Below are 26,621 nucleotides of genomic sequence, written 5' to 3'. Positions count from 1 at the left end.
TATCATAGCACATTCTGCGCCAATTTCTAAAAGGTCGGGTTATTAAAAAGGAACCGCCAGCACCCTTCAATGCTTGCGGTTCCTTTTGTGTTCACATTACTGAATTATCCTATTCCCAATCGTAATCGGTGGGGTCTTGTAACCCGCGGCCGGTTGCTTTGTCCAACATGATTCGTTGTTCAAAGTGGGCCACGTTGCGCTTCGTTTCCTTAACCATATCAGGGTTAACGGAAACGTAGTCAATGCCACTTTGAATCAAGAAGTTCGTGAAGTCAGGGAATTCTGATGGTGCTTGTCCACAAATTGAAACGGTCTTGCCATCTTTATGCGCCGTCTTAATCAAGTGGCGGATGGCCCGTTTAACGGCTAAGTTGCGTTCGTCAAATAGACTTGCGACCGTGTCGTTATTCCGGTCACAACCAAGCAACAACATCGTTAAATCATTCGATCCGATTGAGTAACCATCAATGAACTGGTTAAACTTATCAGCCAAAATGATGTTGGATGGAATTTCTGCCATCATGTAAACCTTGAAGTCCGCGTTACGAACTAAACCTTGGTCACGCATGATATCAGTCACTTTCTGCGCTTCGCCAACTGTCCGGACAAACGGAATCATTACGTTTAGATTCTTCAAACCAAATTCGTTACGGACTTTCTTAACCGCTTCTAATTCAAGCTTGAACGCGTTGATGTACTTCGGATCGTAGTAGCGTGAAGCACCCCGCCAGCCTAATAAGTCCGCTGGTTCGTGCGGCTCGAATTTTTCGCCGCCCTTGAGTTTCCGGTATTCGCTCGACTTAAAGTCGGATAACCGTAAGACAACGGGGCGTGGCGCCATCGCACGGGCAACTTTGGAAATCCCATCGGCTAACATATCAACCACTTTTTCAGGGTGGCCCTCTTCAATTAAGTAGAGGGGATGTTCATGAATGTAGGTCGTCCAGAGGAATTCTTCACGCATTAAGCCAATCCCATCGGCTGGCAAGGTCGCATACTTTTCAGCTAATTCCGGATCACCTAAGTTCATCATGACACCAGTAGCAGTTGGCGCAAACGTTTCAGCCGCGACCACTTGGGCACCGGCCTGAGCAGCTGGGGTAGTCTTCTTGAGGAGACTTTCAACTTTGCCTGAATAAACGACCCCGTTTTTAGCATCCACGGTGACCACATCACCGGTCTTTAAGACGTCAGTCGCCGCAACGTGCCGGCTTTCCGTCCCAACGATACATGGAATCTGCATTTCCCGGGAAACAATCGCTGCGTGGCAGGTCATCCCACCATTATTAGTAACAATGGCCGCCGCCTTCTTCATTGCGGGAACCCAGTCAGGAGAAGTCATCAAAGTAACTAATACTTCACCCTTCTTGAATTTATCGATATCCTTCGGGTTGTCAATGACGTGCACAACCCCACTCGCTAAGCCGGGACTTGCAGGTAATCCCCGGACAACAACTTTTGCATCAGATTCCGCAACCACGTTATCATCTCCATCAGCATTTGCCTGGTTCTTATTCCGTTGTGACCAAACTGTTTCCGGACGCGCTTGCACGATCCATAACCGGTTCGTGTTGGTGTCCAAAGCATATTCCATATCCATGTAGCAGCCGTAATGCTTTTCGATTTCTTTGGCATAACCGGCCAATTCCAAGACCTGACTGTCCGTCAGAACTTGCTTATCTTGTAAATCGGTGGGAACGGGTTGTTCCTTTGTCCCGCCATTTGTGACCCGCATGAGTTCAACGGGTTGCTTTACAATACTTCTTTCAACGATTTTCATGGATGCTTTATCCACAACAAAGTGGTTTGGTGTCACTTTACCTAAAACGATGTATTCACCAAGACCCCGAATACCATCAATCACAATTTTGGTATCGTCGCCATTCGCAACGTTAACCGAGAACATAATCCCCGAAGCCTTTGAGAAGACCATCATTTGAACGGCCGCTGACAACGCAACCTTTTCATAAGGGAAGTTCTGCTTGTGACGATAGTAAGTGGCCCGGTCAGTGAATAGTGATGAATAACATTCTTGTACCCGATTGACGACGTCGGCCGCCCCTTTAATATTCAGGTACGATTCCTGTTGCCCCGCAAACGAAGCGTTTGGTAAATCTTCCGCCGTAGCTGAAGACCGAATCGCAACGAACGGATCAGCTTGACCGACTTTGTCAGCCAGATCAACGTACGCTTTTTGAATATCGTTCGCTAGATCCGTTGGCATCGTGGCCCCCACGATTAAGTTCCGAATCTGCTCACAAGTGGCGTGCAGTTCATCTGAATCTTCATAATCTTTAATTCCTTGTAGCAAGGTATTAACTTTGTCATTCAATCCCGTTGCTTCCATAAAGTAACGATATGCACGGGCGGTGGTTGCAAAGCCATAGGGTACTGGCACATCCATCGAAGAAGTCATTTCCCCTAATGAGGATGACTTCCCACCTACTAAATTAACATCTTGACGATGTAATTCATTAAACCATAAGACGTTTGCTGTTTCGCGTTTACTCATGATATTGCCCCCTTGTAACTGTTAACATCAAATTCAGTCAAATAAAGTCAAATACAACCAAATCAAGCCAAACTATGAAAGCGTTTCCATTTACAACTACATTGTAGTTCACTTTCTCACAAAGTTCAAAGCAGATTTCAACATTTTAAGCTTAATTTTTTATTAAAATAGCTAAGCCCAATCATGTCAACATTTATCAATTAAATTTAGTTTTGCGCCGGACTAATCCTTCACATACTTAAACTAGCGGTTGGACTGGATTGCCCAGTTCACGCACGTCTTTTAATAATTAATATGCTTAAAAAGAGGGCTGTTTTATTGTTTAAATTATGAAAACAAAGCCACTGTTCATACCCACCACATCCAACTAGTTGATTATCTTCCGCTGACAAGTTAGAGTTAAATGTAACTTGAAATTGGTTTTTTATCGTAACCACATCATCAATCTGAAAAGGAAGTTAATCCATGCAATATTCCATTGGCCAAGTCGCCGAAAAATTAGATATCAGTACCTACACCCTCCGCTATTACGACCGGGAAGGCTTGTTACCATTTGTTGACCGCAATCAATCTGGACGACGCGTTTTCAAAGACGCCGACTTCAATTACTTAGAAACGATCAGCTGTCTAAAAGAAGCGGGGCTCCCCGTCAAACAGATTGCGAGCTTCATTAAACTTTGTCTTGATGGTGACCGCACCTTGGCCGACCGCTACGACTTTTTAGCTGATCAGGAAAGCGACTTAGAAGCTAAAATGGCCACCCTTCAGCACAGTCTCGACTTTTTGCGCTGGAAAAAATGGTACTACAAACGCGCACTTCAGGCTGGGACTGAAACGGTCAACTATACTCCCGGGACTACCGAAACGGACCCCGAACTCAAAGCCAAGTTCGACCAACTGGTTGCTGACGGTGCCGATCCTCAGGAATTAGGAAGAATTGATCAGTAAACTTGCTTGAATACCATGGATTAAGGATTGCACCGACCTCGTTGGGGCAATCCTTTTTTTGCAGTGCGCCATACTATTCAAGCCCATCAAAAAACGACTACCCCTTTCAAGTAGTCGTTCAGGTCATACCAGCTCTTGTTCGTTTGCTAAAAATGACTGCCCATCCCTCTCACCATTTATTGCCGCTCAACGTGCTCCCAGTTAGCGTGTTTATCGGTCTGTTTAACTAACGCCTTTGTTTTTTTGATGCTCTTTAATAATCCCCAAAAGTCGACCAGTGTTAATAAGAATAGGCCGAAATACGCTAGCGGTAATTGTAACAATAATTTGATTTTCTCCCAGCGGCTTTCAAACCGATCCTGCCATAGCGCTGAACTAATCAATAGGCCGAAGAAGAGGAGCATGGCCCCGTAAGTCTTCCACTCACCGTAATAGATCAAGATCGCCTGAATATAGACAAACAGGAATGGTTCAAATAACATGAGCACCTCTTGCAACAGCGCATTGGGTAGCGTATACCAGCCTAACATCTTGCTGTGGCGTTTCTGGGAACTAAAGAAGAGGTGCCGATACTTTAGAAAAGCCTTGAACCGACCATATTTCCACCGGAAGCGTTGGCGTAGCAACGATTTAAACCGACTAACTGGTTCCGTATAGACGACCACGTCATCTGCGTAACCAATGCGGTAATCTTGATTCCCCAACCGATCGATGAGTTTCATCGTAAAATCAATGTCTTCGGTAACCGTATCCGTATCGTACAGTCCAACCGACAGCATCGCATTGCGTCTAAATGTCGACCCGATTCCACCAATAATGTAGAGGTTACGCCACCAGTCTTCCCCACACTTTCCGCGGTAAGCGGACAAGAATTCAAATCGCTGGGCCATCCCCAGCCAACTGCGTAGCGGTAACATCTTAACGTTGGCCGCCAACGCTAACACCCGGTTATCCCGAAAATGGGCCACCATATTGGTGATCGCGTTCGCCACCAATTGTGAATCGGCATCGAGTACCATCACTAATTCTCCTTGAGCCACTTTCTGTACAGCGTGATTAATCGCCACTGACTTTCCCTGATTAACTTGCCGAACCAGTTTAACTGATGGGACATCTTGCCGGTACGCTTCGACTAGCGAACTAGTGGCATCCGTAGACCCATCATCCACAACGATCACTTCAAAGTTAGAATAATCATTCGCTAATACCTTCTTGAGTGTACGGATAATACACCGCTCCTCATTAAACGCTGGAATCACAACGGATACCAGCGGCTGGTAAGGTGCTGGCTGTAAATATGCACTCGGTGTCGCAAAGGTCTGCCGAATGTCAAAAAACTCACTCGCACACAAACTAATTGCGATTTTTATCAGATTGAAAAGACTCAAAACTAAAATGAATATTTTCAATCCGAACATGATACTCATTTCGACCTCCGTCGTTGCCGGTACCTGACAACGATTTTTAATGCAATAATAACGCCGAGTAGCGTCAATCCACAGATTGTTAAAGTTCGGCTCAATACTGAATCTAGTTGTGGTAATAGTACTAGTCCTAACGCGCCGGCCGTGCTAGCACTTACGACACCTGAACTTTGGTTTGGCAATCCCATTCAATTCACTCCTATAATTTTATTATTAACTAATGATTACGATAATTAATACGTTAGTTAATTTGACTAATAATATAGATAACCTTAGCCTAATATATGAAGAAAATTAGATTTTTACGTGAATTAAATTCATTTTACTTGACTGAATTGTATCCGATTAACTGATTCCGTCGTTAATTTGGTCGAAAATAATAAACATAATCAACTGCTTAAATTGCTACTAACGAAAAAGCTGACTGGAAATTCTCAACAACGAGAACTTCCGGTCAGCTTTTTAAATTAGATTTATAAGACGCAATGTGTTTAGACGGATTGAACCAACATATCCGTTAATTCTGCCTTAGTTGGGTAAGACTTTTGCGTCCCCTTCTTAGTGACAGTCATGGCAGCGTATTGGTTCGCATGTTGTAAAGCAGTTGGGACATCTTCGCCCGCTGCGTAGTAGTGTGAGAAGCTACCGATAAAGGAATCGCCGGCACCAGTCGTATCAACGGCCTTGACCTTCATCCCGGCAACAATTTCGGAATGACCTTCCGTTACCCAGAGGGCACCCTTACTACCTAAGGTGATGATCAAGTTCCCAACGCCCCGCTGGATGAGGTTGTCAGCGGCTAACTTAATTTCATCTAAGTTGTCGGTTGGCATCCCTGTCAACGTGGCCAATTCAGTTTCATTAGGCGTAAAGAACGCCACCTTGGAAACATAATCAATATTCAAATCTTCATTAGCCGGTGCAGGATTTAATAGGACAGGTACACCGTACTTCACGCCTAAATCAATGGCATGATAGTTCGTTTCTAAGGCAATTTCTTGTTGTAAGACGATTAACTTAGCCTTCTTAATTAAATCAACTTTTTCATCAAGTACGGCTGGGGTTAATTCTTTATTGGCCCCTTTGATGATCAAAATTCGGTTATCACTGGTTGGGTCAACAAAGATTGGTGCAACACCACTAGGTTGATGGCCAACACCGATACCATCCGTTCTGATACCGCTTGATTCATAGTTTGCTAACTGTTGTTTGCCAAAGTCATCGTTTCCGACCATGGTAATGAAGTTAACGTCAGAGCCAAGCCGAGCCGCAGCGATAGCTTGGTTAGCCCCCTTGCCACCAAAACCCATACTGAATTCTGGTGCTTCGATCGTTTCGCCTTCAATTGGCATCCGATCAACGTAGGCGGTTAAATCAATCATGTTTGAACCGATTACTGTAATATCTGCCATAAGTGTTCCCTCCTTAATTTTCCAAACCAGTTGTGACACTGAAATGACGTTGTTCCATTGGCTTCAGTTGAATTAATGTGCCAGCCTTTTCCGCCGCGTGCTTGCCTTCAGGAGTGCTTGTCCCTGGTAAGGCAAAGGCTGCGACTTGCTGATCAGCGTTGTATAAGATCCAGCGCGTTGCGATTGGGAATTGGCTAGTCTTAAATTTAGTCAAGAAGTTGTGTTGTTCATTCAAATGTAGTCTAAATTCAGCAACATCAGTGAACTTGGTTAGGTCCTTAGAGAAGAACACGATTTCTGGGTCGTAGTGATCAGGATCATCGAGTTGATTGATCAATTCACCACTCGCCTTAAGTTTATCATTATACGCTAACCAATCTGGTGTTGGGTGCACATGACTTGGCACCGTTTGCCGTAATTGGAACGCTTCGTCTGGTAAGTTTTGTTCGATTCGGCCATTTTCAGCGTAGGCATAATTCATATGGCACATGTATTGTAATGGCATTGGTTGATATTTAGACAAATTTGTCACGCTCAAGTTGATATCAAATAAGCCAGAATCTTTGCGCATCATGACTGAAGGTTCGCTCAAGTAGTGGTCCCCGAAACCCTTAACGTATTCAAAGTCAGAATGAATGGTGAGGGTCCCATCGCCTAACGTTAAGTAGGCGTGGTCCATTTTACTCGTTGGAAATTCGCCGTGTAATTGATAATCATCTTCTGGCGCTGGTGTCCCGTTTCCTAACAAGCCGGAAGTGAATTGGAAACAACCGTACGTATCAGCAATGCCCTTACCTGGAAGTGGTTGGGAGAACATGTCCTTCATCTTTAATGAAATCCCATCAAAAATCGCGTCCCAAATAATCAGGCCCATGAATGGTAATACAACTAAGTGACCGCGACTATTGTCAATCCGTAAACCTTCAACACTTGAAGGGTACGTAAAGGTCGTCGCTTTAAAATCATCGTCTTGATACAAAACTTTTTCTGCTTCCCCAAACATTGCGTGGGTTAAATTGATTTTTTTCATTTTGATTACTCCTTAATTTGCAACGCGTTGATGTTTTCGATAGTAGTCATACGCATAGATGCCTACAACCGCAAAACTAATAACATTAATAATGAATGACAGTGAAATTGAGCCGGTCATATCAGCAACCGCACCTTGAATCAAAGGTGATACGGCCCCACCAATAATTGACATTACGACAATGGCACCGGCAGTTTCGGTATACCGTTTGTCTTTAACGGTATCCAAAGTTTGTGAATAAATGGTTGGCCAACCTGGGCCAAATAAACCGCTTGCAAGAATGGCGAAATAAATTGCCGTGATGTTTGGCACTAACATGACATAAACTAACGCCAGAACACCAACCACGGAGAAGCCCATTAAGACTTGTGATGACTTGAACCGTTTCATGAGACTAGTTGCAATGATTTTACCTAAGAAGAAGGCGATGTAGCTGTAAACCATGAAGGTAGACGCGTCACGTTCAGTAATGGTCTTAGAGAAACTCATTGCTAAAGTAATCGTGAAGGACCAAACGGCAGTCTGCATGCCCATGTAAATAAATTCAGTCCCAATCCCCTTCATAAATTCTTTGTTGTGGATCAGGTAGTTCAAGGTTTCGCCAATTTTTGCGTCGGCGACCTTCTTAGCACCCTTGGCAGCGTGTGGCCGACCACTTGGAAATTGCGTTAAAGCAAACAGTAACATCCCGATAATCAGTACGACAATAATGTATTTATATGGAAGTAACGTTTGTTGAAGCATCTTTTGTCCGTACGCTAACCGTTCTGCACCGTGCATCTTGGCCATCGTAGATTCCAAGCTGGCACCGTCATTAAAGACTAAGTACTTCCCTAATAAGATCCCGGCTACGGCGCCAATTGGATAAAAGATTTGTGAAATGTTCAACCGAACCGTTGACGCTGACTTAGGCCCCATCAACGTGGAGAACGTGTTGGCGCTCGTCTCTAAGAAGCTCAAGCCACACGCGATGGCGAACAAAGCAACTAAGAACACACCATAAGTGGCTAAGTGTGATGCTGGGAAGAACAACCAGCAACCGACCGTATAGAGCGTTAACCCCATTAAAATCGCAAACTTATAAGAAGTCTTTTTAATAATTCGGCTAGCCGGAATGGCTAAAACGAAGTAGCCCAAGTAGAACGCACTATTAACGAAGGCACTCGCGGCATTACTCAGTGTAAAAATCGTTTTAAACTGAGTAATTAAAATGTTATTTAAACTTGCGGCGGCCGCCCATAGCGGAATTAAAAGTGACAGGAGCATAAATTGAAAGACCGGTGTGCGGTCTAAGTAACCATCCTCTAATTCCTTAGCACGTAATTTGATAAGCCCAAATCCGTGCTTGGGTTCAACCGACCCGTTGATTGGTTTTTCCATGTGTATCGATCCCTTCCACGTTTAAGTTGAATTCCAAGCACAAGGCGCTTGTCATTCTTAAGCTTCAATCGACTGATCTTGTCGACCAGCGCATTTACAGCGCTTACATCTATGTGTTTAAATCAAGCCGTTTGATAACGGCCTCATAACTTTAAGCTTTACCGATAATCTTCATGCTGGCACTAACTCCTAATCGTGAAGCACCGGCGTCGATCATGGCTTGCGCTTCTTCAGCGGAGTGAATACCACCAGAAGCCTTCACCTTAATACGATCACCAACGGCCGCCTTCATTAATTCAACGTCGTGCACCGCAGCGCCCCGTTTTGAGAACCCAGTGGAAGTCTTAACAAAGTCTGCGCCGCCCTTAGCAACAATACCGCTGGCTTGGCTGATTTCGTCATCCGTTAAAAGTGCCGTTTCAATAATGACCTTCACGAGTTTGCCTGCTTGGTGGCCCGTTTCAACGACTGCTTCAATGTCTTTTTGGACGATTTCCATGTGACCTGACTTGAATTCACCGATATTCATAACCATGTCAAGTTCATCGACACCGTCTTGAATGGCTTGCTTACTTTCTGCAACTTTAATTGCTGTCGTATTGGCACCCAGTGGGAATCCAATCACGCACGCCGTTTTAACATCGGAACCTGCTAATTGCGTATGTACGTGGCTCACCCAGTATGGATTGACCATTACTGAGAAGAAATGATTGTCTAAAGCTTCCTTGGTCACCCGGTCAATCTGTGCTTCGGTTGCCTCCGGATTTAATAATGTATGGTCGAGATAATGATTTAATGTCATGTTTTTGAAACCCCTTTCTTTTTCAACAAAATCATCATACCAAGTTTTTGAACATTTGTAAAGAATCTATTTGAAAATATGTTCACGCTTGCTGATGTGCTATAATGACGCTATTAATAACGATGGGGTACGCTAATGGATAATCAGGATAAAATTAAAACAGCTTTAAAAGTCTGCCACTTATATTACGAAGACGGACTCAGCCAAGGTGAAATTGCTAGTAAACTAGCGATTTCCCGACCAACCATTTCACGACTATTACAATTTGCACGTGACCAAGGATTACTTAGAATTGAGATCATGGATCCGCTAAAGGACCTCGACGTCTTAGCACAACAATTAGAAGCTAAATATCAGCTCAAAAAAGTGATTTTAATTTTTGATGCGACTAATGACTTAGACGCCATTAACCCGAAAATCGGGGCGGCGGCGGCCGATTACTTAGAAACAATCGTTAAAGATAACGACAGCATCGGGATCAGTTGGGGGGAAACGCTCGAAAACGTCGCGAACCACTTGCACCCCAGCAATGCCAATAACGTTTCGGTCGTTCAGCTCAAAGGGAGTGTCTCCGGGAGTGAAATGAACAACTTTGCAAACGACATTATCAATAAGTTTAGCAACGCGTTTCACACCGACGCGGTCAATTTGCCGCTACCCGTTATTTTTGAAAATGCCACGACTAAGCAAGTTGTCATGCAAGACCATTTCATCAAAGCCATCATTCAGGCGGGTATCGACGCCAACATCGCCCTATTTACAAGTGGGACCGTTCGCGACGACGCGATGCTCTTCAACCTCGGCTATTTGACTGATTCTGAAATCAAACAGTTGCAAACCCAAGCGGTTGGTGACGTAGTGTCACGGTTTATCACCGCAACCGGCGAACTCGCCGATTCAGACATCGATGAACGCACCGTGGGGATTCCCTTAGCCGCTTTACGCGACAAAGAGTATTCAATCCTAATTTCTGGTTCCAGTTGGAAAGTCGCTTCCATCCGCGCGGCGTTACTTGGTGGGTACGCCAACGTGTTGATTACCGATTCACAGACGGCAGCGGCACTTCTAGATTAGAAGTCTAAGCACCAAAAAAACCGCTTCGTTATGATTTAAACTCATTTAGATACTAAAAAGCTGTTATCAGTGATTGCGAAATTCAATCACTGATAACAGCTTTTTTATGACAATTTCATAATTATTAATTGGCCTCAATTGTAACTTTTCTTGGCTAAAAGAGTGGCTGCAATTCAGGGTCTTCTTTTAAATCTTTCTGATAGTCGTAATTCAACCAATCGGGGTTATCAAAAACATTCTGCTTATCACTTGGTTGGTAAATGACTGAACCGTCTGATTGCCTGCTGACCATATACTGACAACCAGCCTCTACCTTAAAGTCATCAGGAACAGTAAAAACCAAGTCGTTGCCTGATTTTCTTAACGTCACAAGTCTGCACATTGCTACTCACTCCATCTTTCACCTTAATTATTTTTGTAACTACTTTGAACCTTGCCTAAACTCCGTTGGTGTTTTGCCGGTCTGCTTTTTAAATAGCCGAATAAAATGTTCAGATGATGAATAGCCGATTGCTGTCGCAATATCTTTCACTTTCATGTCAGTCTGTGTTAAAAATTGCTTAGCATTTTGGACACGGTATCGTTGGATGAACTTTGTAAAAGAAAGCCCGCTTTGATTTTTAACATACTGCGATAACACCTGTTTAGAATAATGAAAATGTTCGGCCAATAAATCTAGACTGACATTACTAATATGATTCTCAATATAGCTCACTATCTTTAGTTCTAAGGTTTCATTTTGTCGCTGTGGTGCGGGATTAAAGACCTGATCACTATAATCACGTAGTAGCTTAACCAGTATTACCACCAACTTCGATTTAACTACCTTAGTGTAATATTTTTTCTGGTTTAAAACCTCTAAATACATTTCCAAAAATATCTTCATCAGCCCTAAATCGCCATTAGTATGGAAAACTACAAAGTTACTTAATGCTTTTGAACTAACCGTTTGCAAATAGAAATTGGACAATACGTTATCCCCGTGCAAGTCGTTAAAGAAAATATTTTGAAACGTCTCTTTTTGAATAAGCACATTGATGACAATACTGTAATTATCCACATCCAACGAGTGATAAATACCCGGTGGAATAATGCAAACATCCCCCGTGTGCATGACTAAATCTTGATGATTAATTTGCTGATGAAACTCTCCTTCATAAACAAAGAACAGCTCATAAAAATCGTGATTATGCATCACTGGTGGTGAATAACGCGTATGTTGATTGATCGTTATTTCATCGTAATTATTTGAATCAAAAAAATAGCTCACCGGAAAAGTCGTTTCCTGCGGATTGATATACGAATCTACCAATGGAAAAAGATATTTTTCAGAAACCTCCGTCGGCAACTTCGAAACGTATTTATGAAACGCCTTAGCGTCAGATCGTAGCTCTGGATGGTCCCGAAAGAAAATTTCGACTTCAGTATATTGATGCAATTTGCGTTGCAACTCGTTTATATCCATGAAGCACCTCTACATAAAATCAATTATTTTAATCGTATGTGTATATTATATCAATATTTAGACTTTTCTAAGAATATAGCAGATAAAAAATCTATTAACACAGCTCGATTAAACGATTGAGTGAAATGATAAATCATATATCATTATCCTTGTAAGCGATAACAACAGCTGAAAGGATGAACTTTATGGACAATGAACAACATTGGATTTGGACCAAGGATTGGACGGATTCCGATAAACATCTTCCTAGATTAGTCAATTTTAGACGAGTTTTAGAGTTAGAAAACATCGTTAATAGTGTCATCAAGATTACCGCCGACTCACGTTACAAATTATTCATTAACGATCGATTAGTCGAAGCGGGCCCGTGCAAAGGTGATCAGCAAGTGTGGTACTTCGATAAAATCGATATCACTAAATTTTTAAAGCCAGGCAAAAACGTTTTGGCCGTTTCCGTCTTACGTTACCCACAGGAACAATCTTTAGGTAACTATAGTGTTTTTCGCACGGAATATCCTGGACTGTACGCCGAATGCCAAATAACAACTAAGGATTCACCACAAACCGTTCACACACAAACGATTGTCACTGATGAACAATGGAAGTGCGCCGTCAATCGGCAATTTAATATTGTTTCTGAATCAGATGACTTTGCACCACTCAAAATTTATGAACAAGACTCCGGTGATCCAGCACTGAATGGTTGGAAAGCCACTAACTTTGACGATCAGTCATGGACCTCTGCATTACCGTATGCCCGCCATGCAATTAGCCGTCAAGTTAGCCCTGGTAACTTGCTTCCCCGCCCGATTCCGTTTCTTTACCGGACTTCTCATAATTTTGAAAAGGTCGTTCAAGTCAAATCTGGGATTAACACCAGTACCAGTTGGCAACAACTATTAACAGCCGAAGAGCCAGTCACGATTGCCCCACATTCTAAAGCAGTCGTGGAAGTCTCTGCGGGTGAAGAAACTACGGGTTACTTATACCTAAACTTCTTACGAGGCAAATCAAGCCACGTTAGCCTGTTACAATCTGAAGCTTACGTACAAGATGAAATGACTAGCACGAACGGGATGCCAATTCCGGTCAAAAAAGACCGCTGTGATAACGTTAAAGGACATCTTGACGGCTTCACTGATAACTATACCGTTGCGGGCTATGGTAATGCGAAAATGCCAGAACAATTTTCACCATTTTGGTTCCGCACATTTCGCTTCATTCGGTTAGAAATCACAACTAAAGATGAACCTCTAACTATTACAAAATTCAATTACGAAAAAACGGGTTACCCAATCAACGTCACTACGGCTGTCCAAACCTCTGATAAGAGTTTAGACGTAATCTGGGATATCAGTGAACGCACCTTAAAACGTTGTATGCACGAAACCTATGAAGACTGTCCCTTTTATGAGCAGATTCAGTATGCAATGGATTCCCGCGCACAGATTTTGTACACTTACGCCACTTCAGGCGATGACCGTTTAGCCCGAAAATGCATGGACGACTTAAAACGTTCTCAACGTTATGACGGTTTATTAAACTGTTCGGCACCAAACTACACGTCCAACGTTATTCCAACATTTTCAATTTATTACATTCTAATGGTCCAAGATCACATGATGTATTTTGGTGATCAAGAACTTGTAAAAAAGCATTTACCAACCATTATCCGTATCCTAAATTTCTTTGACCAGCATTTAACGGCTGAAGGTTACGTTGATAAGATTGGCGGTCTGAATATCGTCGACCGCTTCTGGTCGTTCACGGATTGGACACCAGAATGGAACACAACTTCCGGGGTTCCAGTAGCAACGTTGCACGGCCCAATTACGAGTGAAAGCTTGGTCTACTTAATGGGGTTACAAGCAGCTAGTAAGCTAGCACAGTACCTCAACTCAGATGATCTTGCAAACAAGCTTTCACATCGCATTGACGCCTTGAAGCACGCAATTACAAGTTACTGCATCGGTAAAAACGGCATGGTTCAAGACGGTCCTGGCGTTGAAAATTACAGCCAGCAAAACCAAGTTTTCGGCATATTGACCGGCGTCTTAAACACATCTGACGGCCACCGAATTCTTCGTCAAACAATTGAAGAAAAAGCTGATTATGCCCAATGTTCCGTGGCGATGTCATTTTATCTTTACCGCGCACTTCAAGAAGTTCACTTGTACGAATACACGAACTACTTTTGGAACATTTGGCGACGAATGGTCAAAAACAATTGCTCAACTTGTATTGAAGCCGAAGCTGGTGATCGTAGCGAATGCCACGGCTGGGGTGCCGTCATTCTATACGAATTGCCCGCCGTCACACTAGGCGTAACGCCTACAAAACCAGGCTATCAAGAATTTATAATTAATCCTGAAGTTGGCTACTTAGATTGGGCAAACGGGCACGTCACCACGCCCCTAGGTCGAGTCGACGTTGCTTGGAAGAAGGAACAGAATCACATTTCAATTCAAGCTAAAGTGCCTAAAGCTATGACTTTAAAGTTACCTAAGAATCAACATTTCACCTACAGTATTGCATACGTTTAAATTTAACCCTGGTTAGGTGGTAAACATTCTATGAATAAATTACGAGCGTCATTTACAAATACGTCAGCATTACAACTGGTTCTGATTGCCGCGGTTGCTTCTTACTTAGACGCTGCTTTAATCGTTAGTATCGGGGTTGCCCTCCCCATTTGGACTAATGAATTTTCACTTAGTTCATTAATGGCCGGTGGACTTTCAACCATCTTGACCTTAATGATCGCAGTGGGATCGTTTACGGGCGGCTGGTTGTCAGATAAATTTGGGCGTATCCGCGTCTTTAATATCGATATCTTCTTTGTCTTTGTCGGTGTCATGATTATTGCTTTTGCCAAGAATCTACCAATGCTGTTCGTTGGCATTGTGCTTGCTGGGTTAAGCTCAGGTGCGGACTTACCGACATCGTTAGCTGTCATCTCTGAACGCATGTCTCGTGAAGACTACGGTAAGGCTATCGCCATTACCCAAGAGTTTTGGATCTTTGGCATTATTTTTTCACAATTAATTGGATTCATTACTGCGGGATTAGGGAAAAACGCAGCTACCATTATCTTTATCTTATTGGGAATTATTGCTTTAAGTAATTGGAGCATCCGGGTGTTCTCAAAAAAGATGAAACGGATTGAAGCTAGTCTAGTGACGTCTCCAAAATCAGTTGTACCCGCACATCAACAACAATCAATTTTGAAACAACTCTTTCAGAATCCCAAAACGGGCTACGCGGTACTGATTTTGACATTGTATTACCTATTCTGGAATTTACCGGCCAACACTTGGGGATCGTTCATCAATTACTTTTTAGTGGTCGCGTCAAAACAATCCCAGTCTACAGCAACCGCAGTGGCCTTCATTGCTAACTTAGTCGGTTTCTTTATCAATATGTGGTACATCAAAAAAGCAGATACGATTTATCGCTATCGCTTTATGAGTATCGGTATTTTCGCTGCTTTATCAGCATTCATTGTCGCGGGTATCTTCAGCGAAGTCTGGTACGTCTTCTCAGCAATGTACCTAGTTTACTCAGTCAGCACCGTCTTTTGTGGCGAGTCGCTTTATAAGATATGGAGCCAAATGCTGTATCCAGAAAAGATGCGAGCCTCCTTTACGGGATTTTCGTATGGAATTGTCAGACTGATCACCGCTGGTTTTGCTTTAATCACCCCCACTATCATGGCTATTTCACCCAAAGCATTGATGTGGACCTTATCGACTTGTGTCGTTGGCTACGGGATTTGTGCATTTATTATTTTAAAAATCATCAAGAAATATCACGTTATTGATCCAACCATCAAATAAAAATAGAATAAGAGGATTCAGCATGGATAATAAGGACAGTATACAGACTAAGAAATATTTACCACTGGCTTTTGCAGCTGGTATGGGGTCAATGTTAGGCTCCGGAATTATTGTTAGTCTCTCAGCCACGATTCCGGTTTGGCAGAGCGGTTTAGGACTCACAAATGGACAAGTTGGGATACTTTCCGGTGCATTGACCTTCGCCATTGCATTCGGATCAATTATTGGCGGTCGGGTTGCAGAAATGATTGGCCTCGTTCGCTTCTTTAATTGGATCAACCTATTTTACGCTATCGGTGCAGCCGTATGTATTTTTAGTAACAGCTTTCTCACACTCTTAATAGGCGTTATTATTGCTGGTGCCGCTTCTGGAGCGGATTTGCCAACGTCACTAACCGTTGTTTCGCATGACAGTCCTGACGACGTCGTATCAGCAAGACTAGTTTCTTCCACTCAGATTTTTTGGCAAGTTGGGATTTTTGTTTCATACATTTGTTCATTCGTTGTTTCTAGAATGTCCGGCGCTAACGGTGCCAGAATCGTGTTTGCTATTTTAACTGTGATTGCCTTAATTACGTGGCTATGGCGGACCTTCTCAAAGAAGTTCAAAGCATTCCACGAAGCTGGTGATCAAAAATACACGGTTAAACAAGACAGCGCATCAACTGACGACAAAATCTCACTATCTAGCGTTCTCTTTGGCAAGGAAAAGGGCAAATACCTTGGTATCTTCATTGGAATTTTAATGTTTTACATTCTATGGAATCTATTAGCGAACACTTGGGGCCAATTCCAAACGTTCATGATGGTCAAAGCCGATGCCTCCCAAAGTCTAGCGACCGGTGCCGGACTGATTTTAAACCTTGTTTCATTTGGGGTTAGCATCTTATTTGCTTCAATAGCTGGTGGTAAAAACCGTAACCGTTCATTCTATATCGGGTCAGTCATTATGTTGCTGGCACTAGTTGGATTAGCCCTTGGTGGCACGAGTCTATGGGTCATTATCTTCTCAATCGGCTTTTATAATTTAGGCACACCACTAGCAGGCGAAGCATTATACAAGGTCTGGACGCAAGAATCATTTCCAATTGAAGTTCGTTCTTCGGTTCAGGGATTAATCAACGGTCTTTCTCGTATTTGCTGTGCATTATTTGCATTTATCACACCAGCATTAGTTATGCCTTCACGAATTAAGACAACAATGTGGGGATTTGTATTAGTCATAATTGTCAGCTTTATTGCTGGGTTAGTGGTCATTAATTTACAACGGAAGTATCATATCCAAAATAACAATGATTAAACATTGTTAGTCAAAAAAGAAGCAGAAGATTCTCAAAATTCGAGAATTTTCTGCTTCTTTTTCTAATGTTTACAATAGCTAATAATTAATCCTTACTCAAGAACCGAGCAGCGTCTTCACCCGCAATTCGCCCCGAATTCCAAGCAAAAGCACAGGTAATTCCTTCTACGTCAGAATAAGAATTATCGTACATCCCCGTTGCATCAGCACCAGTAACGTAAACACCCGGGATGACCTTGTCTTGCATATTAATTGCGTGCATATTTTCATCCACGACAATGCCACCAATCGTTCCTAAAACGGCAGAATGGACTTTAATCGCATAGAATGGACCTTCTGCGACGCCATACTTAAGGAGGCGGGCATCCTTATTGAACTCTGGATCGTAATGACCCTTAACGGCCTGGTTATACGCACTGATTGTCTGCTTTAACGTCGTCTGATCAACATCAATTTTTTGCGCTAAATCAGCAATGCTATCCCCTTTAACGACTTTACCGTCGGAAATTGCTTGCTGAAAATCTTGATCCATCGTTGTCAATGGCCCCGTTGCCGCGTCGACGTGCAACTGTTGTAAGACCGTCATCTCTGGTGAAACGTCCTCCGGTTTGAGACTATCAATAAACTTCTTCACTTGGAAATAACGGGTATATGCGCCCAACATTGGGACCCGTTTTGTCTTAAAATCATCGAGTGTCTTTTGATCAACCAAAGCAAAGTATTGCCCGTTTTGTTTGGCCGTCACGTTTCCCCACAAGACACTGTCATAAACGACGCTCTCATCGGCAAACCGTTCCCCACGCCGGTTGACCCAGAGTAATGGTAACGAATAGATTTGGTTAATCGAATGGTTACCCCCCTGGCTCCCCGTTGCTTCAAACGTCGGGTAAACACACGCGTTGTGATTTTGGAAATTCGTAAAGCCTCGCATTTGACCGCCAATTTTGTGAACCATATTGATCCCGTCACCGGTCGCCTTTTGTTCACCCGCCACGTATAAATCGGTCGTGTCCTGGTCCATATACTGTTTGACCATCTTCGAATTTCCGATGAAACCACCGTCAGCGACAATGACCACCGCGGTTTTAACATCGGTCACTTGCTCACCGTGTTTCACCCGTAAACCCGTCACGTGACCATTTTCAGTCAAGATTTCTTGGCCTTCAGTTTCCGTAACCACTTGGCCACCCTTGGAAATAAAGTAGTCAACGAGTTTATCAAACGAGTGGAACTTGTCGATAAACATGTGATACGTCCCGGTCTTACCAAAGTGGTAATCCTGCAAATTACCGACTAACAAGGTCTTCATCCCGTGAGCCGCTAACCAGTCTAACGTCTCCGCCGACTTGTTGATCAGCTTCCGGACGATCCGGCCGTTATTGCGCCAATGTGAGTAATTCATCAAATGATGGAACATTTGATCACGCGTCGTGTAGTCGCCAGCATTGATCTGTTGTTGTGATTCCACCGCAAAAATTCCTTCGGCAGCCCACTTAGAAGCACCGCCCCAGTCTTTCCCCTTTTCAACGACTAAAACACGTTTTCCTTTTTCAACTAGCTCGACCCCTGCGGATAGTCCGGCGCCACCTAAACCAACAATAATCGCATCATAACTCGCATCCATGATCATAACCCCTTTTCTATGTTTTCGCCTTAATAATAAAGCGTTTACAACCCTTGTGGAACTGAGTAGAATTGTCCCCAGTAGAAGAAAAACTTCGGGTGGTTATGATGATGTTTAAAAAGATCAATCTTTTCATCGATGTTATTGAACTGGGGAGTTTTCAAAAAGCGGCCCAGCGGAACTTTATTTCCCAGCGGGCCGTCTCTCAAAGCGTCAATCAGTTGGAAAACGAATTGGGATTTAAACTCTTTACGCGGGGTAAAAATAAGATTTCCGTCACCCATGCTGGGCATGAGTTTTACTTGAAAAGTCGCGATTTAGTTAATAATTTCAATACCTCGATTGATAACATTCAAAAACAACAACAAAATCAGTATCAAGACTTAAAAATTGGCTACTTTTCCCCGTTTGAAAGTACCCTGCTAGCGAATCAAATTCTAAAAATCAAACGGGAGCACGTCATGAAGGTCAATCTAATCGTTAGCGAAGAAAGTGTGGAACACTTAATTTCTGACACCATCGCCGGGCTTTTGGATATGGCGTACATCATTGATTATGGTCACATTGACGATTTATTGGGTGACACTTTAACCAAGCACACGGTTTATCAAAATCAGATTAAAATTGGGATTAGCCAAATGAATCCGTACGCCAGCTGTGATGCGTTACCCATTGACGTCTTAACGGAATACCCGATTCTCTATTACAGTCCTGAAGAATCCGACTACATTCGTAACGGCTTTGCTTCAACCTTACCCTTGTCTAATAATGCCATTACGACAAAACGAATTGCTAGCATCGAACAAATGCAGTTACTAGTTGCGACCGATACAGCCATCGCCCACTATCCGGGTGGTCTCACCGCGGTGCCACTGGCGGATAAAATCAATTTCAAGTCCCTCAAAAATCAAACTAGTAACTACCGCATTCAGGCTATTTTTCAAAAGGACGGTCCGAAGATTGGATTAATTCATCAATATTTAGCCAGTTTCAAACAGCGCAACTTAATCAGTTGACTTAGCCCCACAAAACCCATACGCTCTTGGTATATCTTCAATACTTACTCAAAGGAGTGATCCATTTGAAATACGTTATTATCGGTGGCGTTGCTGGTGGCATGTCCACTGCAACCCGCTTACGGCGCCTAGATGAAACGGCCGAAATCGTCGTCTACGACCAAGGGCCCTTCGTTTCATTCGCCAACTGTGGCCTCCCCTTCCACTTGTCAGGAGAAATCGCGGAACGCAGCGATCTAATTGTCAAAACACCCGAGCAACTACATGCTCGTTTCAATATCGATGTTTTTCCTAACCACAAAGTAACTGCGATTTTACCTGCACAACGGCAAGTTCAAGTCGGACACGCCAATCAAACTGAAACCGTTACTTACGACAAACTCGTCCTTGCGACCGGTGCGCAACCCATCGTGCCGATGCTTCCCGGAATCGACGCTGCCCACAACGTCTTCACGCTCCGCAATATTCCCGACCTTGATCAAATCATGGCCGCCGTTCAGAATACTGATCATCACCGAGTCCTCATTGTCGGCGGTGGCTTTATTGGCCTAGAAGTCGCCGAAAATTTACGGCTACGTGGCTTAGACGTCACGTTAGTTGAGCAGGCGCCGCACGTTTTACCACCACTAGACGAAGAAATGGCCGCGCCCCTCAAAACCGAACTCCAAGCAAACGGGGTTAAAGTCATTACCGGGACCGCCATTGCTAGTTTTGAAAGCGCTGGCCACACCGCCATTCTGAGTGACGAGACCACCATCGATACCGACTTGACCATCATGTCCATCGGCGTGCGCCCCGCCAGTCAGCTTGCAAAATCAGCCGGCTTAAAACTCGGTTGGCGTGACGGGATCGTTGTCGATGACCACTATCAAACGAGTGACCCTAACATTTACGCGATTGGGGACGCCATCCTAGTTAAACAACAGATCGATGGTCAACCAACACTGATTGCCCTCGCTTCGCCAGCTAATCGCCAAGGACGGCAAGTAGCCGATAACCTTGCCGGAATCAAACGGTTAAACCGTGGCAGTATCGGGACGGCGATCGTCCGTGTCTTCAATTTGACCGCCGCTTCCACGGGCCTCAATGAACGGGCTGTGCAACAACTCGGCTTGCCCTACCAAGTTGTTCACACCCGTACGATGGATCACGCCAGCTACTATCCGGGGAGTGAACCCATCACGCTTAAACTGATTTTCAGTCCGGACACCGGTAAAATTTACGGCGCTCAGGGGATTGGTAGAGCCGGCGTCGACAAACGGATCGACATTATTGCGACCGCCATCAAGGGCCATTTAACGGTCGCCGACCTACCCGAATTGGAACTAACGTACGCACCGCCATATGGTGCCGCTAAGGACCCAGTCAACATGCTCGGCTACGCGGCCCTAAACCTAGTGGAGGGTCTCAGCAAAAACATCCAGTGGTACGACTTGCCCGCCGAACTAGCCGCTGGCAAACAACTCCTAGACGTTCGTGACGCGGATGAACTAGCCACGGGACGCTTTAAAAACGCCATCAACATTCCACTAGAACAACTTCGGTCTCGCTTAAGTGAATTAGATCCTAAACAGGCCTACATCGTGAGTTGTTTCAGTGGTCAGCGGAGCTACATGGCCGAACGAATTTTGCGCCAACACGGCTTCACTGTCGAAAATCTGGACGGCGCATTCTCGTTATACGCCGCCGTTCGTCCTGAAGAACTCATCGGCTTACCGTAGTTCAACAATCTGAACATCCAACAAAACCCGTGTCTGTGGCCGCTTAATCCACAAACACGGGTTTTGTTATCGTGCTGTTTGGACAAAAGCCCTAATTTAAATCGCTATTTATGATAAGGTTGATTTAGCGTCTTTTTAGACAACAACCTATAAAGGATTTGGAGACTTTTTTCATGACAAAGTATCGGTGGCAGGCAAGTGCCTTAGTTTTAGTAACGTTTATGTTAGGCTGTAACGAATTTATGGTCGTCGGGGTCCTTTCGGATATCGCACGCTCACTGCGCGTCACCGTGGCGACCGCGGGTTACCTCGTCACGATTTTTGCCATCGTTTACGCCGTTAGTACCCCGCTGATTACGATTCTATCCAACCGTTTCAGCCGCTATAAAACACTGATGGTGTTACTCGTTATCTTTTTACTTGGGAACACTTGGAGCGGCTTCACCACCAGCTATGGCTGGTTTTTAGTCTCACGCATGTTGACCGCGGCGGTCGCTGGCGCCATCGAATCCCTCGTCATTTTATTTGCAAATGACATTGCGCCCCGTCATAAACGGGCGATGCTAATTTCGTGGATTGCCGCCGGCTTCAGTATCGCCTCAGTTGTGGGCGTCCCAATCGGCACCGCCATCAGTACGGCCACTAGTTGGCACGTTGCCTTTCACTTGATCTCGGTACTCAGCTTGCTGACCGTCATTGTGATGGCTTGCCTGCTCCCACGACACCTGCCGCAAACGCCTGGCAGTATCAAGGACCAACTCGTCTTATTAACGGACAAACGGATCTACCTAGGCGACCTACTAATTTTATTTTCGGCCGCAGCGATGTACGCCTACTACACTTATATTCGCCCGCTATTGACGACGGGCCTCGGCTTCAATACGACCGCGCTCAACTGGCTGCTGTTCGTCATCGGCTTAGTTAGTATCATGGGAAACCGCCTGTCTGGTACGGTCGCCGAACACCGTGGCTTAAAAATTATGCCGCGCTTTTATTTAATTGATATCATTCTGCTATTATTGTTTCCAATTGCAATGAACAACCAGCTAACGGGATTTGGCATTTTGGTCATCTTGACCTTACTCATTTCGGTGATTAACTCGCCCATTCAAATTCACTTTTTGGACGTTGCCGAAGCCGACTACCCCCAAGCGCTCTTGCTGGCATCGTCACTCAACGCCATCTTCTTTAACGTTGGAATCTCGGTGGGTTCCGCAGTTGCTTCCATGGTTTTAGCCCGTTCAGGCCTCAAAAAACTCGGACTGGGTGGCGCCGTCTTCTCCGGACTAGCTCTACTCACGACCATTACGCTCAACCGGGTCATTGCGCAGCACCAAGCACGTTAAAATTCAGACTAAAAATGCCCTTCAGAAAAATTTCTGAAGGGCATTTTTAGTTTCCATTATACTTCAATAACGTCCAATGCCAGTTCACAGTAAGTCATGTTGGCCCACGAAAACCAGTCGCGGGTGTATTGACTCGCATCGTCAACGCTCACGCTCTCATGACACTGCCCCGTCCCGTTATCGGTCGTCGCAATTTTTTCTAATTGCCCCACTTTGACGGCTTGGTCAGTTGTCGTCAGCCCTTCCATCGCCAAACTAATCGGCCAAACGTAGGCTTCCGGCGTATGGTTACTCCCGATACCCGTCAAGACCTTTCCTTGATAATAGTAAGGGTTTTGATCACTTAAAATGAACGCGCGGGTGTGTTGATATAATTCATCGTCAATATTGGTATACCCAATAAATGGCAATGATAATAGGCTTGGGACGTTGGCGTCATCCATCAATTTTTGGTGGCCCAGACCATCCACCTCGTAGGCGTAACCGCGTTTCCCACTCGGCAGCGTCACCACGGCATACGACGCAATCCCGGCTTTAACGGCCGTGACCAGTTGCTCGACTCGGGCCTTCAACGACGCAAATTGCGTTGGCATCAACGGCAAAAGTGGTTCTAAAACGGCTACGACGAACATGTTTGACGGGACGTGGTACCCGTACTCGCAAGCGTTGTCGCTAGGTCGAAACCCGTTCCAAATCATCCCGGTGTACCCTACCGGCGTTCCCCGACCATTGTTGGTCAACGTATCATTGGCGGGACAATCAACCCGTTTGAAGTAGTACGGTGATTGGTCGTGATGTTGCTCCGTTTCCAAAACTGTCATGATAATGTCGAGCGTTTGCCAGAATTCATCATCCAAATAATCCGTGTGAGTCGTGTTTTCCCGTATCTTCAAAGCTAGGAATAGCGGGGCACACAGCGAATCGATTTCAAACTTACGCTCCCAAACTAAATCGGAAACGGGGACGTCGGAGTCATCTTCACTCCAGTGCGCGCCCGACGCCGTTTGATTAAAGGCGTTGGCGTACGGATCGTGTTGCACATACCGTAACTCCCGTCGCAAAACGCCCACTAAAAATGGTTCTAACGCTGGAATCGTTTTGATCAATTTAACGTAGGGCAACACTTGAAAGGTTGCATCCCGTAGCCACATTGCCGGAATGTCCCCGGTTTTGACAAAGAACGTGCCATCCGCCTCCGCCGTCGTTGCCTTGGCAAGGGCATCACTGAGTAAGGTCCGCAAGCGAGCCGTGGTTTGCTCAGTGGGCAAGGTTTGTTCGGCCGCGTACGCGTCGACCCGTGCCACTAGTTCGGTCAAGTTAGTCTTCATATTTGCTCCTTTTTCATAAATTAGTCGCTTCGTCGGGTAGCCTTGATGTGCTTATGAGGAACGGTCCCACGACCACATGTCATCAGCGACAACCGGACATCAAAATTTCAACCATTTATTATTCCGAAAATGACCCGCGTTCACTCAGTTGTTTGAACCAGCACGCTGACTTTTTCAGCGTCTTGGTCTGAGTATGAATGTCATCGCGAATCAAGCCGTAGCGGTTATGGTACGCGTGGTTCCAAGACCAGCAATCGATTGCGGTCCAGACAAAGTACCCCTGACAGTTCGAGCCAGCATCGATTCCCTTAGCGAGTGCGATCAGATGTTCCTTCATGAAATCGATTCGGTAGTCGTCCTGGACGACCCCGTCCGTCATAAAACGTTCCTCGCCAGCCACGCCCATCCCGTTTTCGGAAATGAACCAAGGAATATTATGGTAATTGTCGCGGATGTTAGCCGCGATGTCCGTCATCGCCTGCGGGTAAATTTCCCATCCGCGATCAACGTTCATCACCCGCCCTGGCATGGCGTATTCCTTAAAGTAAATGTCTGGTAACCACGGTTGTAAACTCTTCGGGCTAATATCTGGTCGTTCCACCCGGAAAGGATGGTAATAATTTACGCCGAGGTAATCCACCGGGTTGGCTGCAATCAGCGCCAATTCTTCCGGCGTGGCATCCCACAAGACCCCGTCGCGAGCGAGCGTTGCGACCAATTTCTCCGGAAAATGGCCCAAAACAGCCGGATCCAAGAAAAGGTTGTTTGACCACAGTTCGGCAAATTCAGCGGCCGCAACGTCCGCCGAATCATCAGACGCAGCGTATGCCGGCGTTAAGTTTAAAATAATGCCAATTTTTTTCGTTTTATCCGGACAGATTTTCCGGAAACTGGCGATGGCCTTAGCCGAGGCCAAGTTCATGTTGTAAGCTACTTGCACCGCTTTCGGCCCATCCTTCAAACAAGGATAATGCCAGCCATACAAGTATTGGCCGTCCACCACGACTTTCGGTTCGTTAAACGTGAACCAGTCGTCGACTCGGTCCCCAAATAACTTGAAACACTGTTCCGCGAACTTTACGAACAAGTCAACAACGTGTTTGGATTCCCAGCCACCGTACTGGTCGTAGAGGGCCACCGGTAAGTCAAAGTGGTGCAAGTTGATATACGGCTTAATGTGATGCGCCAACATGGCATCGATCACGTGGTTGTAAAACGCCACGCCATCAGGGTTTAAGCTGCCCGTTTCAAAGTCACCGATCAGCCGCGTCCATTGAATCGATGTCCGCAACCCCTTAATTCCCGCCTGCGCCATTAAAGCTAGGTCATTTTCATAGTCATTGTAAAAGTTCGATGCTAAATCCGGGCCAACCCCACTGTCGAACGCATCCGGGTCAGTCGCAAACCAATAATCAAAGACATTTTGATGTTGCTTATGAAAGTTACCTTCCGTTTGGGGCCCAGAAGTTGCGGCACCCCAGACGAAGTCCTTTGGAAAAGTGATCATCTGAAGAATCCTCCTAGTTTACTGACTGTTCAAAATCGACCGCGGCGCCCCGCAAGTTGGCTTCACTCGTGTACTGACACAGGGCCAGTTGGGGTTTCAACGTCGCAATCGGTACTTGTTGATAGATTTGTTCTAAAGCTTGTTCAATACCAGGAATCAGTTGTGGATTATTTGAAATTCCCCCGCCCAAGACGATCTTCTCGGGGTCAAAGCTATACTGAATGTTGAAAATGCCTTGCGCTAACGCCGCGTACATCGTCTTAAGTTCCCGCTGCGCATCCAAGTCCGCCTTAGCCGCTAGCGCGTATAAACCCTCACCCGTTAACGGCGTTGCTAACTGCTTATCAGAAGTGGCCAAGTAACGCTTGATTGCATTGGGAATCGTCCCAAGCTCACTGAGCGTCCCCCGGTCATCCACCTTGGTATAACCGAATTCTCCGCCAAATAAGTGGGCCCCGTGCCAGATCTGATGATTAAAGATCAGTGCCCCACCGACGCCGGTCCCAATAACTAAGAACGCTAAACTATCGGCACCTTGACCCGCACCACTTTCTAATTCCGCTAAAGCGGCACAGTTGGCGTCGTTTTCAATGGTCACCGGCAACTTAAATCGGGTTTCAAATTCCGCCTGAATCGGGAAGTTGTGAATATACGGAAGGGCACTCGCGCCTTCAATCTCGCCGGTTCGCTTGTTTACCGACCCCGGCGAACTGATTCCGACCCCGGTAATGGGTGCTTGGACTTTCATTTGATTAACTTCCGTCGTCAGCAAGGTCATAAAGTCGTCCTTGGTAGCTGGCGTAGGTACCGCGTGGTGCGCAACTAGGGCCTGATCTTGCCAAATCGCAAACTTAATACTCGTTCCACCAATATCAATTAATCCCAGTGTTGACACG

Annotated in this window: 21 protein-coding genes; 8 read left to right on the top strand and 13 right to left on the bottom strand. The window is 45.0% G+C overall.

All coding sequences use genetic code 11. The features are described 5' to 3' along the window. Window positions 1-109: 109 nt before the first annotated feature. A complete protein-coding gene (gene ppsA, locus AAA939_RS00625) occupies window positions 110-2,512 on the bottom strand; it encodes a phosphoenolpyruvate synthase (protein ID WP_338207570.1) in 2,403 nt (800 codons plus the stop codon). Between the two features lie 465 nt (window positions 2,513-2,977). On the opposite strand from ppsA, the gene AAA939_RS00620 reads away from it, so the two are divergent. Continuing rightward, window positions 2,978-3,460: a MerR family transcriptional regulator gene (locus AAA939_RS00620; RefSeq protein ID WP_338207571.1), complete on the top strand. Its 483-nt coding sequence runs from the start codon at window positions 2,978-2,980 to the stop codon at window positions 3,458-3,460. A 176-nt stretch (window positions 3,461-3,636) separates the two neighbouring features. Here the strand turns inward: AAA939_RS00620 and AAA939_RS00615 are convergent, their stop codons facing one another. The 6 genes from AAA939_RS00615 to deoC all read right to left on the bottom strand — a co-directional run bounded on the left by AAA939_RS00615 (window position 3,637) and on the right by deoC (window position 9,508). Then, window positions 3,637-4,887, bottom strand: coding sequence for a glycosyltransferase family 2 protein (locus AAA939_RS00615; protein ID WP_338207572.1), 1,251 nt, complete (start codon window positions 4,885-4,887; stop codon window positions 3,637-3,639). Beyond that, complete coding sequence (locus AAA939_RS00610) at window positions 4,884-5,072, bottom strand: hypothetical protein (RefSeq protein WP_338207573.1); 189 nt, start codon at window positions 5,070-5,072, stop codon at window positions 4,884-4,886. Before AAA939_RS00610 ends, AAA939_RS00615 begins: the two co-directional genes overlap by 4 nt. Window positions 5,073-5,375: 303 nt before the next feature. Further along, a complete protein-coding gene (rbsK, locus tag AAA939_RS00605) occupies window positions 5,376-6,296 on the bottom strand; it encodes a ribokinase (RefSeq protein ID WP_338207574.1) in 921 nt (306 codons plus the stop codon). Window positions 6,297-6,309: 13 nt separating this feature from the next. Next, on the bottom strand, window positions 6,310-7,326 hold the full coding sequence (locus AAA939_RS00600; protein ID WP_338207575.1) for an aldose 1-epimerase family protein: 1,017 nt from the start codon (window positions 7,324-7,326) through the stop codon (window positions 6,310-6,312). Between the two features lie 12 nt (window positions 7,327-7,338). After that, on the bottom strand, window positions 7,339-8,706 hold the full coding sequence (fucP, locus tag AAA939_RS00595) for an L-fucose:H+ symporter permease (protein ID WP_338230390.1): 1,368 nt from the start codon (window positions 8,704-8,706) through the stop codon (window positions 7,339-7,341). Window positions 8,707-8,857: 151 nt separating this feature from the next. Continuing rightward, entirely contained in the window at window positions 8,858-9,508 is a 651-nt protein-coding gene (gene deoC, locus AAA939_RS00590) for a deoxyribose-phosphate aldolase (RefSeq protein WP_338207577.1), read from the bottom strand. 135 nt (window positions 9,509-9,643) lie between these two features. On the opposite strand from deoC, the gene AAA939_RS00585 reads away from it, so the two are divergent. Continuing rightward, window positions 9,644-10,582: a sugar-binding transcriptional regulator gene (locus tag AAA939_RS00585; protein WP_338207578.1), complete on the top strand. Its 939-nt coding sequence runs from the start codon at window positions 9,644-9,646 to the stop codon at window positions 10,580-10,582. Window positions 10,583-10,736: 154 nt separating this feature from the next. Here the strand turns inward: AAA939_RS00585 and AAA939_RS00580 are convergent, their stop codons facing one another. Together AAA939_RS00580 and AAA939_RS00575 are read right to left on the bottom strand one after the other, a co-directional pair. After that, the gene (locus tag AAA939_RS00580; protein ID WP_338207579.1) at window positions 10,737-10,964 is read right to left on the bottom strand and encodes a hypothetical protein; all 228 of its coding nucleotides are present in this window, start codon (window positions 10,962-10,964) and stop codon (window positions 10,737-10,739) included. 39 nt (window positions 10,965-11,003) lie between these two features. Then, on the bottom strand, window positions 11,004-12,047 hold the full coding sequence (locus AAA939_RS00575) for a helix-turn-helix domain-containing protein (protein ID WP_338207580.1): 1,044 nt from the start codon (window positions 12,045-12,047) through the stop codon (window positions 11,004-11,006). Window positions 12,048-12,232: 185 nt separating this feature from the next. On the opposite strand from AAA939_RS00575, the gene AAA939_RS00570 reads away from it, so the two are divergent. Genes AAA939_RS00570 through AAA939_RS00560 form a run of 3 tightly spaced genes read left to right on the top strand, consistent with a single transcriptional unit; the run spans window position 12,233 to window position 17,183 of the window. Beyond that, entirely contained in the window at window positions 12,233-14,590 is a 2,358-nt protein-coding gene (locus AAA939_RS00570; RefSeq protein WP_338207581.1) for an alpha-L-rhamnosidase-related protein, read from the top strand. Window positions 14,591-14,620: 30 nt separating this feature from the next. Then, window positions 14,621-15,883 carry an MFS transporter gene (locus AAA939_RS00565; protein WP_338207582.1) on the top strand — a complete coding sequence of 421 codons (1,263 nt, stop codon included), beginning with the start codon at window positions 14,621-14,623 and terminating at the stop codon, window positions 15,881-15,883. Window positions 15,884-15,905: 22 nt separating this feature from the next. Next, a complete protein-coding gene (locus AAA939_RS00560) occupies window positions 15,906-17,183 on the top strand; it encodes an MFS transporter (RefSeq protein WP_338207583.1) in 1,278 nt (425 codons plus the stop codon). An 85-nt stretch (window positions 17,184-17,268) separates the two neighbouring features. Here AAA939_RS00560 and AAA939_RS00555 read toward each other — a convergent pair whose 3' ends face one another. Further along, a complete protein-coding gene (locus AAA939_RS00555; RefSeq protein ID WP_338207584.1) occupies window positions 17,269-18,807 on the bottom strand; it encodes an FAD-dependent oxidoreductase in 1,539 nt (512 codons plus the stop codon). 110 nt (window positions 18,808-18,917) lie between these two features. On the opposite strand from AAA939_RS00555, the gene AAA939_RS00550 reads away from it, so the two are divergent. The 3 genes from AAA939_RS00550 (at window position 18,918) to AAA939_RS00540 (ending at window position 22,890) form a co-directional block, all read left to right on the top strand. Then, window positions 18,918-19,823 (top strand): LysR family transcriptional regulator, encoded by a 906-nt coding sequence (locus tag AAA939_RS00550; RefSeq protein ID WP_338207585.1) that lies wholly within the window; start codon window positions 18,918-18,920, stop codon window positions 19,821-19,823. Between the two features lie 65 nt (window positions 19,824-19,888). Then, window positions 19,889-21,544 carry an FAD-dependent oxidoreductase gene (locus tag AAA939_RS00545; protein WP_338207586.1) on the top strand — a complete coding sequence of 552 codons (1,656 nt, stop codon included), beginning with the start codon at window positions 19,889-19,891 and terminating at the stop codon, window positions 21,542-21,544. A gap of 173 nt (window positions 21,545-21,717) precedes the next feature. Continuing rightward, window positions 21,718-22,890, top strand: a complete 1,173-nt coding sequence (locus AAA939_RS00540; RefSeq protein ID WP_338207587.1) for an MFS transporter — start codon at window positions 21,718-21,720, stop codon at window positions 22,888-22,890. Between the two features lie 56 nt (window positions 22,891-22,946). Here AAA939_RS00540 and AAA939_RS00535 read toward each other — a convergent pair whose 3' ends face one another. The 3 genes from AAA939_RS00535 to AAA939_RS00525 form a co-directional block, all read right to left on the bottom strand. Continuing rightward, entirely contained in the window at window positions 22,947-24,218 is a 1,272-nt protein-coding gene (locus AAA939_RS00535; RefSeq protein WP_338207588.1) for a glycoside hydrolase family 125 protein, read from the bottom strand. Between the two features lie 118 nt (window positions 24,219-24,336). Further along, entirely contained in the window at window positions 24,337-25,725 is a 1,389-nt protein-coding gene (locus AAA939_RS00530; RefSeq protein ID WP_338207589.1) for a glycoside hydrolase family 1 protein, read from the bottom strand. Between the two features lie 13 nt (window positions 25,726-25,738). Further along, window positions 25,739-26,620, bottom strand: a complete 882-nt coding sequence (locus AAA939_RS00525; RefSeq protein WP_338207590.1) for an ROK family protein — start codon at window positions 26,618-26,620, stop codon at window positions 25,739-25,741. Between the last annotated feature and the right edge of the window lies 1 nt (window position 26,621).

The organism is Lactiplantibacillus paraxiangfangensis, assembly GCF_036246185.1.
In the GTDB taxonomy this organism is placed as follows: domain Bacteria; phylum Bacillota; class Bacilli; order Lactobacillales; family Lactobacillaceae; genus Lactiplantibacillus; species Lactiplantibacillus paraxiangfangensis.
Note: the sequence above shows the minus strand (reverse complement) of the source record. Positions and strands in the feature narration are given on the sequence as shown.